At 29.8% G+C, this 9,058-nt stretch carries 8 protein-coding genes; 4 read left to right on the forward strand and 4 right to left on the reverse strand.

Features of this window, described 5'->3' with window-relative positions:
• Positions 1–105: 105 nt before the first annotated feature.
• Both ACXLDF_RS13340 and ACXLDF_RS13345 read right to left on the reverse strand, forming a co-directional pair.
• Positions 106–426 carry a hypothetical protein gene (locus tag ACXLDF_RS13340; protein WP_457559034.1) on the reverse strand — a complete coding sequence of 107 codons (321 nt, stop codon included), beginning with the start codon at positions 424–426 and terminating at the stop codon, positions 106–108.
• 159 nt (positions 427–585) lie between these two features.
• Complete coding sequence (locus ACXLDF_RS13345) at positions 586–1,764, reverse strand: MFS transporter (protein WP_457559035.1); 1,179 nt, start codon at positions 1,762–1,764, stop codon at positions 586–588.
• A gap of 213 nt (positions 1,765–1,977) precedes the next feature.
• Between ACXLDF_RS13345 and ACXLDF_RS13350 the strand changes: the two genes are divergently transcribed.
• The 4 genes from ACXLDF_RS13350 (at position 1,978) to ACXLDF_RS13365 (ending at position 7,387) form a co-directional block, all read left to right on the forward strand.
• Positions 1,978–4,740 (forward strand): valine--tRNA ligase, encoded by a 2,763-nt coding sequence (locus ACXLDF_RS13350; protein WP_457559036.1) that lies wholly within the window; start codon positions 1,978–1,980, stop codon positions 4,738–4,740.
• Positions 4,741–4,984: 244 nt separating this feature from the next.
• On the forward strand, positions 4,985–6,604 hold the full coding sequence (locus ACXLDF_RS13355; protein ID WP_457559037.1) for a hypothetical protein: 1,620 nt from the start codon (positions 4,985–4,987) through the stop codon (positions 6,602–6,604).
• Positions 6,605–6,627: 23 nt separating this feature from the next.
• The gene (locus ACXLDF_RS13360; RefSeq protein ID WP_457559038.1) at positions 6,628–6,885 is read left to right on the forward strand and encodes a hypothetical protein; all 258 of its coding nucleotides are present in this window, start codon (positions 6,628–6,630) and stop codon (positions 6,883–6,885) included.
• Between the two features lie 31 nt (positions 6,886–6,916).
• Positions 6,917–7,387 (forward strand): methylated-DNA--[protein]-cysteine S-methyltransferase, encoded by a 471-nt coding sequence (locus ACXLDF_RS13365; protein WP_457559039.1) that lies wholly within the window; start codon positions 6,917–6,919, stop codon positions 7,385–7,387.
• 176 nt (positions 7,388–7,563) lie between these two features.
• Here ACXLDF_RS13365 and ACXLDF_RS13370 read toward each other — a convergent pair whose 3' ends face one another.
• Entirely contained in the window at positions 7,564–8,472 is a 909-nt protein-coding gene (locus tag ACXLDF_RS13370) for a hypothetical protein (RefSeq protein WP_457559040.1), read from the reverse strand.
• Between the two features lie 38 nt (positions 8,473–8,510).
• On the reverse strand, positions 8,511–9,058 hold a 548-nt coding region (locus tag ACXLDF_RS13375), incomplete at its 5' end, for a hypothetical protein (RefSeq protein WP_457559041.1).

The following is a 9,058-nucleotide window of genomic DNA, read 5'->3' on the forward strand; positions in this document are numbered from 1 at the left end:
TGTAGCGTTTCAAATTCGCAAGTTCGGGTCATAATACATGAAGTAACATTCAAAACGATATAAATCTTTCAAAAAAGAGTTGTTATGAAAAATGATTTTTGTCGGTCATGGGAATTTGGAAATTCTCGAGGGTTTTTGAAAAATTTCATAAATAGCTAGAAAAAGGAAAAGATTTCCAAATCCAACGAATGCGCTTGCCAATCCATTGAAATTTTGGTTCAATTCCATGCCTTTAGCTTCCATAATTAAGCTAATATATGCAAATACTGTAGGAAGGATTATAAAAAAGTCAACAAATGCAAGATATAACGGAATTTTGTTCTTTCTTTTAAAATACTTCCTTAACAGCATCAGAAAAATAATTACATTTAAAAGAATAACAACTAACAATATTAATTGATTGAATAATAAAGTACTTGAGACCATAGTTAATTATTTCTGTCAGTTTTAATAAATGTTTATTCTTATTCATATTATTTTATATAAAACTAAAATAAAAAAGGTAAAAAAGTTAATTTATCAATCAATTAATTTACCAATCAAATAATCGACCTGTCAATCAACCATTTTATGCAAATAAGTGGATTAGTGTTTTCTAATCAATTCATAGATAAGAGCAATTAAAGCGAGAATTGCTGCAATAGCGAGATGTAATTGAGGAGAAATAACCCCATTAAGACTTAATGCAAAACTTGTACTAATAAAGCTTGCTAACCACCCTGTAATTGATTGAGCAATACCATATACTTTCCCTTCATTTTCTTCTGTGGAAATGTCTGCCCAGATCATCAAGAATAATATTGTGTATATTGATACTGCAGGTGCGTAAAATAATGGAAACAGATAATACAATATTGGTTCTGCTACTGTAGAATACATAAATGTAAATAATAGATTACCGATAACAAAGCAAACTAATGAAATTTTCACAATAATTTTTGGCGATTTCTTATCATAAAGATATCCACAGACAAGGGCACTAATGATATGACTGATAGAAATAAAAATTCGTATATTTAAAGGGCCTTCCCACGTGTTATCAACAAATGGAGTATTGATTGCTCTGATAAATCCAAAACTGTCAATGAACAGAATTGCAGTTAATGTAATTAAGATTTCTTTGAATGAATAATGATAATGAGGAGTAGAACCATGATTTTTTTTTATTATTTCCTTTGATACAGGTCTGAACACTAAAAAAAAGATAAGCATAATAGTGCCTGTAAATTTTAAAACAGAAACAATTGGAGAACTCTTCGCATAATTTTCAAATGTTTTTTCTGAAGGAACTAAAAATGGTGCAATTCCATAGATTAATGCTACAATAAATCCTCCTACACGACCTCTAATACCATGAGGGACTAAATCAAAAAGAAGAGAATAACTTATTGGAGTATTAATGCTTAATATAAACCCCAAAGACACCATCCAAATAAGAAAATCTGCTGTTGAATTTAATAGTGGAATTAGTGCAACCATTCCTAATGATATCATACTCATGATTATTCCAATTCCTATTTTCCATTCTAATTTACTAACAATTTTTTGTAGGATAAACCCTCCTAAAAGAGCACCACAACTTCCAGCAAATGCAAAAAGCAAAATAATATTTGATGTAACATTTGAAGAGATCCCTAGCACTTCTGTTCCTAAGAGAGGTAATCCCAATTGTACAAAAGTAATTGCAGAAATGTAGGAAGACACAAACATAGGAATGATTAAAAGATAGCGCCAAATCACTTCATTTTTCGAAATAAAGTTCATATTATTTTTATATTGATTTATAACTTTTTTTAATGTTCATTTTTTTTTATCAAAAATCATAATAATAAAAGCAATTTCAAAAATATAATAGATTTTTATAAATTGATCAAAAAATTTGATCTAAAAATTTTTCTTTTATCCTTATCTCTTTCATTTGAACTTGAGTAGAACCGATTATCACCCAGATATAATTTCATTGGGAGTAGAAGAATTATGGTGGAAAAACTAAGCGAACAATTACCAAAAGTGTATAATCATACTGAATTTGAAGATGAAATATATGAATGGTGGGAAAGAGAAGGATATTTTCGACCTGAAAAAATAAAAGAATTAGGTTTCTTTGATGATAAAACTGAAAAATATTGCATCACCCTTCCACTCCCAAATGTAACTGGACAACTTCATTTAGGGCACGCAATCACCATATCTATTGAAGATCTTATGACCCGATATGAGCGTATGAAACATAAAGAAACACTCTTTATTCCTGGAACAGATCATGCGGGTATAGCCACTCAAAATGTAGTGGAGCGAGAATTAGCAAAAGAAGGAATTTCGCGTAAAGAAATAGGAAGGGAAAAATTCGTTCAAAAAGTGTGGGAATGGAAAGAACAATACCACGCACGGATTACCAAACAATCTAAAAGTTTGGGGATCAGTAGCGATTGGACCAGAGAGCATTTTACTTTAGATGAAGATCTATCCCATGCAGTGCGAGAAGCATTTTATCGCCTATATCAAAAAGGATTAATCTATAGGGGAGAATATATGGTAAATTGGTGCCCTGGTCGATGTGAATCCGCAATTTCTGATTTAGAGACGGAAGCTATTGATGAAAACTCGAATCTATGGTATATCCGCTATCCAATAAAAACAGATAAATGGTCAGGTCCAATTCATGAATGGGGTTCTGGAAAATGGGCAGAAGGTGCGACAGAGTTTATTGAAGTTGCAACCACGCGACCCGAAACAATAATGGGTGATACTGCAATTGCCACACATCCACAACATCATCAATTTGGCAAATTGATTGGTAAATTTGCCGTTCTTCCAGTAATGGGAAAAGAAATTCCAATCATTGTAGATGAGCATGTTGATCCAGAATTTGGAACTGGAGCAGTCAAAATCACACCAGCTCATGATCCAAATGATTTTGAAGTTGGTATACGAAATCATTTAGAATTTATAAATATTTTTGATGAAAAAGCCAGAATATTACCTGAAATATCATCTCACTATGCATTAATGGATCGTTTTAAATGTAGAGAGACGATTGTAAAAGATCTCGAGAAAGAAGGACTTATGGTTAAAATCGAACCATATCAACATGCGGTTGGACACTGCCAGCGCTGTCATACTGCAATTGAACCACGAGTTTCAATTCAATGGTTTGTTAAAACTAAGCCGCTTGCTGAAGCAGCCATGAATGCAGTAAAATCAGGCGAAACAACAATTTTACCAGAACGAGAAGAACAAAGATTTTACCACTGGATGAGTAATATTCGAGATTGGTGTATATCACGCCAATTGTGGTGGGGTCATCGAATTCCAATATGGTATTGCCAAGATTGTGAAGCTGAAATTTGTCCTGAACCTCATATAAATAAGGTGGAAAAATGTCCAAAATGTGGAAGTAATAAAATAGTGCAAGAAGAAGACGTTTTAGATACTTGGTTTTCTTCAGCATTATGGTCTTTTTCAACCTTAGGTTGGCCAAACGTTGAAAGTGCAGATTATCTAAGATTTTATCCCACTGACATGCGTGAAACTGGTTATGATATTCTGTTTTTCTGGGTAGCACGCGAAATGATGATGGGAATAGAGTTAACAGGAAAGGCTCCATTTAAACATGTTTATTTACATGGATTAATTCGGAATGAAAAAGGGCAGAAAATCTCCAAATCTATGGAAAATGTTGAACAATATGATCCCTTAAACATTATAGAACATTATGGTGCTGATTCACTTCGTTATACTCTGCTCTCAAACTGCACACCTGGATTGGATCAGAACCTTGATCTCAGAAATGTTGAAGCTGCGCACCGATTTTGCAATAAAATATGGCAAGCCACAAGATATGTATTAGGAAATATTGATGAAAATGAAAGCATAATCCCAATAGCAAAAATTAATTACAATCAATTAGAACTTCCAGATAAATGGATTCTCTCTCGTTTAAATCGGTTAATTCGCCAAGTAAATACATATATGGAAAAATATGATTATCTTCGTATGACTCGTGAACTTAAAAACTTCTTCTGGTCAGATTTTTGTGATTGGTATTTAGAATGTTCTAAATTATATCTTTATGATAAAGATTATTTACACAAAGAAATTCAAAAAGCAGTGCTTATTCACGTATTAGAAACTTTTTTCAGGCTTTTGCATCCTTCAATGCCATTTTTAACTGAAAAATTATGGCAAGCGCTTCCAAAATATCTCAAAAATAGTCCTGCGATTATTATAGCATCTTGGCCAAAACCAGATGAAAAATTGATTTCTTCTGAAATTGAAAAAGATTTTACTCTAATTTCTGAATTCATTCGCGAAATCCGTCATATTAAACACAATTTCAACATTCCAAGTAATAAATCAATACCAATGATTATAAAAACAGAGAATTCAAAGATATTTACTTTATGGAAACGTGAATTAGTACAGTTAGCAGGATTGGATGAAAAGAAGATTCAAATGGAACAAAATATTAAACAACCCAAACAATCAGCCCGTATCATTTTACATGGAATAACTGCCTTTTTACCTTTGGCTGGAATGATCGATCTGGAAAAAGAAAAGAGTCGAATTCAAAAAAATCTGGAAAAGGTTCAAAATATGATTACCAAGATCAATAAAAAACTTCAAGGAAGTTTTGCAGAACGAGCTCCAAAAGAATTGGTACTACAGGAACGTGAAAAATTAAAAGAATATTTAGAGAAAAAAGAACAACTTGAACTCCAATTAGATTTTTTGTCATAATTTTTCAATTACCTTAAAATTGACATTTTTCTTTTTTTTGCAAATTATTTTCCTTTTATACTTATCTTCAATGATTGTATAGATTAATTTATCTGAAATTAAAAAAAATGTTATCAATAATTAGTTCTTTTAACCTCATAATATTGTAATAATTTGCAAAATAAATAAAAAAAAATTGGCACCCCGTAATTTTTAATAACTCGTTATCATTTGTTATCATACAATTTAATTTTGGTGAAAAAATATGATTATTAAGAAAAATTATCTAACAGATATTTACACATTACAAGCATTATTTCCATTTTTTTACTATATTGCATTTAAAAATCAAGAATTTTGGAAAGATGATTGGCTTTCCTTCGCAATTGCAATGATTGTTACAATGTCATATTTTTGGATAATTTGGAGACAGATAAAGAAAGCAATTTCGTCAGATTCATTGGATAAACCACTAATTAATTTCGTTATTGGAATATTGAATATGATTATTTCTTTCTTTTTAATCTATAGTGTTATTAATTCCAACTGGGTAAAAGAAGATTTAGATCGCTACTTAAATATGTTTTTGGGGATAAATATTATCTTATTATTAGGAGAAATTATCATAATTCAAATTATTGATAGTCATTTTATCAAATTTGAAAGTATCTCTTCACAAAAGAAAAATCAAAAAATAAAAAATGATACATCTTCTCCATCTGATTCTTTTGAAATTCAAAAACTACCAAAATGGATAAAGAAATTTCTAAGAAGAAGTTTTGTTTTATCAATCGTAGGATTATTCTTCCTGAACTTAAAACTTTTCTCAAACCCAGAAATTGATGGAATACATTATTCTTTTATTCATATATATCTATATCTTTTTATTTATTTGGTAATCTTAACATATATCACAGGAACATTTCGATATATCAAAAAATTCCAGCATAAGTGGACTCAAGTTGCATTTTCAGTTGCAATATTTCTTGCATATTGTATTACTGGTTTGTTTCTCAAAAATACATTAATTACATCAAGATATCATCAATTTTATGGAATAGATTATGGATATTATATATACACTTATCAAAATCCGATGGAAAGTCTTACATTTTGGCTTTTCAATTTAACTGGTATAATGTTATGTTTAATATTATGGATAAATTTCTCCAAATTTACCAAAATCATGCTCTATCAAACTAGTTTTGAATATCGTCCAAAACTTTTTACTCAAAAAGAAAAATTTAGCCATTGGATAACAAGTCCATTTGAAATAATTATAAATAACATCTTCTTTTCGACATCTATATTTCTACTTCTTTATTTTTTGGTTCAAAATGATACAAACTGGGAAGCATGGATCATTTCAACACTTCTGATGAGTATCTATTATAACTCTATTATAAATAGAAGTCGATCTTCATTGAAAACTATTTGGAAATTTATAATTTTATTACTTTCCAGCATATTATATGCAAGTATCCAATTTGGAATTATTACCTTTTTGAATTTCTATTTTTATCAAGGTGATATGGAATCTTCTATAATTATAGATTTGTTTTTTGGATTTCTTTTTGTGAATCTAGTTATTAGTTTTGGATTAATTTATCAAAGAAAAATAACTATTCATTCTGCAAAAGAAGTTGAATCTAAATTTACTGAAAATCAACAAGAAAGGATTCGATGTAGTAATTGCAATATGTTAATTGATCCTAATATTATTTCAATTCTTCAGGAAGAAGAATTTGTCTACTGTAAATATTGCGGAGAAAAAATTCGGAAACAAGAGATATTTCCAGTAGATGAAAAAGATCTATTGAAAGAACATGCGAAAATTATAAAAAAACTACACCAAAATGATATTTCTCAAACAATTTCTGAATAGCTATTGAGAGACTGGTGAAAAAAGTGGGAAAGTCAACCATTGAAAAGCTCGATTACGCAAAATCACTACTTCGAGCAGGTATTCCTTATAGGGATATTCAAATTCAGCTCAGAATAAAATTCGGAAGTGGAGTTTCTAACACCACTTTACAGAACCTTTATCAAGAAATGATTGATGAAATGGATCTACGTTCTCAATTATCCGAATGTAAACGTGAATTAGCACTCTATAAAAAACTTTATTTTGAATTGGTAGATGCGATGAAAGAAAAACTCAAATAAGGCAATATCTTATTTTTTATGGAGAAAAATTGTGAAAAATTCACCTTTTTTTAATTCTTTTAAATCCCCAATCGGATTTCTTGAAATATGCGCAAACAATAATGTGATTACCTCAATTATGTTTATTGAATCACCTAGAACACCTTCCAATCCAAATGAAATTACAAATAATGCAATTAATCAACTGGAGAAGTATTTCAATCACGAGCTTACTAAATTTGACTTACCATTGGCGCTGGAAGGAACCATTTTTCAACGAAAAGTGTGGTCAGAATTAATAAATATACCTTATGGAAAGATAACTACTTATAAAGAAATTGCAGAAAAAATTGGTAATTCAAAAGCAGTGCGCGCAGTAGGAAATGCAAATGGAAAAAATCCGATTGCAATCGTAATTCCCTGTCATCGTGTAATTCAAACGGGTGGAAAATTAGGAGGATACAGCGCGGGAATTAGTAAAAAGAAATGGTTATTGACACATGAAAGAAAATTAAAAAAGTAATATCATGAAAAATGTATGGTGCGAGTAAGTGCGAATAAGTTTTTACAATAAAAAAAGGTCATTTTTTTTTGAAATAAAAATAAAACCTTAAAGATTGTAAAAAAAAGGTGAACATCCATCAATATTTGACATATTTTTGGTATAAATTTCTCAAGCTTGAGGAAATTTAAGCTTGATTATTGATTTATTACAAATTTACGATGAATTTTTCTATTTTTTATAAGAAAAAGAATACTTATAATAAAAATACTCACAAATTCAAGTGGATTTAATGAAATCAAATGAAAATCTCCTTCATCGTCGAGATCGTCTGGATAAACATAATTTGGATCCCAAGGACATTCATCTTTTCCTTCAAAATTTGATAAAGTTGTATTAACGAATGTGTTTCTATTCAAAATCCAAAATGCAGTATTATCAATACTATAATTCGGGGGAAATTTAACTCGAAATTCTTCAATTCTCCGCAGTAAAACTCCAGAACGGGAATAATATAGACATACGGTTAAATTGTATTCTTTTGTGCAATTATATTTATAATTCGTATAGTTTGCATTGATCTGAAATCCAAGACCATTTGCTAATATTTCATGATTCCAAGTAACAACTCCTTCAGGAGAATCATCAGGTGATTCAGTGCGGTTCAAAAGAAAATTAAGATAGGTTAAAAAAGATGAGTGTGAAAAATTAAACCCAATATATTCTTGAGGAATTAAGTAAGTGCCTAAAGGAAGAGTCGAATTAAGAACACCAGTTAAATTTACTTCTGTATTATCATAATGAAAAATATAATCGATTTCAACCCTATCGTTAAAATATCTGACATCTGTGATATTTTCTATAATTTGGTCTGAATAATCATAAAAATCAAGAAGTGTCATATTTGAGTTGTAATACGAATTTATTTCTGAATATTCATATACAATAGTATCACCTGGTTTTAATCCAGAAGAGAAAGCGCTTGCACAAGATATTTGATTTACTTCAAAAAAGCTTATTGAAAAAAAAGTCAAGATAATAAAGACAATTAAAATATCTCTATTTAAACGAAAATTTGGCATTATACTATTTTTTAATTTTCTCATATTAATTTTTCACTCCTTTCAAATTTTGACGTATATTTTTAAAGATTTTGTGTAATAGAGCCATAAACACCACAATTAACACCATAACTAAAAATTGATGAAATATCGCATAAAGCGATTGTTGCATCTTCGACATCTATTTCAATATCACAAAATGTGTACCAAAATGTCTCTGAACAAACATCTGTTATGTTTTGAGGTAAATTTATTGTAAAACCAACCCAACTAGATGCATACCCATCATCTACAAATGCTGACCCCATAATCGGATTTACAGATAATGTTGTTCCCCAATTTTTACAAGCAAATGCTAAAATTATCGCTTTATTCATAAAGATGTGATAATTATAATTTCCTGAGGATGAATCACCCCAAAGTGAAGTAATTTCAGATGGATAAATTTTACCAACAGTCTGCCACTCATATAATTGCCAATCATCATTATATTTTTCTTGTTGTATTATCCATTCACGATTTGAACCACCATGACCAAACCACTCATATGCAACAATATCGCGTATAGATCTGATTGAATAATAATATTCTGTATCTTTGTTATAATATTGTAGATCACTTTTTATTTGAC

It is taken from the genome of Candidatus Harpocratesius sp. (assembly GCF_054039255.1).

Coding starts and splice junctions, on each gene's coding strand:
- ACXLDF_RS13350 (WP_457559036.1), top strand. CDS start 1,978: ATGGTGGAAAAACTAAGCGAACAATTACCAAAAGTGTATAATCATACT.
- ACXLDF_RS13340 (WP_457559034.1), bottom strand. CDS start 426: ATGGTCTCAAGTACTTTATTATTCAATCAATTAATATTGTTAGTTGTT.
- ACXLDF_RS13345 (WP_457559035.1), bottom strand. CDS start 1,764: ATGAACTTTATTTCGAAAAATGAAGTGATTTGGCGCTATCTTTTAATC.
- ACXLDF_RS13370 (WP_457559040.1), bottom strand. CDS start 8,472: ATGAGAAAATTAAAAAATAGTATAATGCCAAATTTTCGTTTAAATAGA.
- ACXLDF_RS13355 (WP_457559037.1), top strand. CDS start 4,985: ATGATTATTAAGAAAAATTATCTAACAGATATTTACACATTACAAGCA.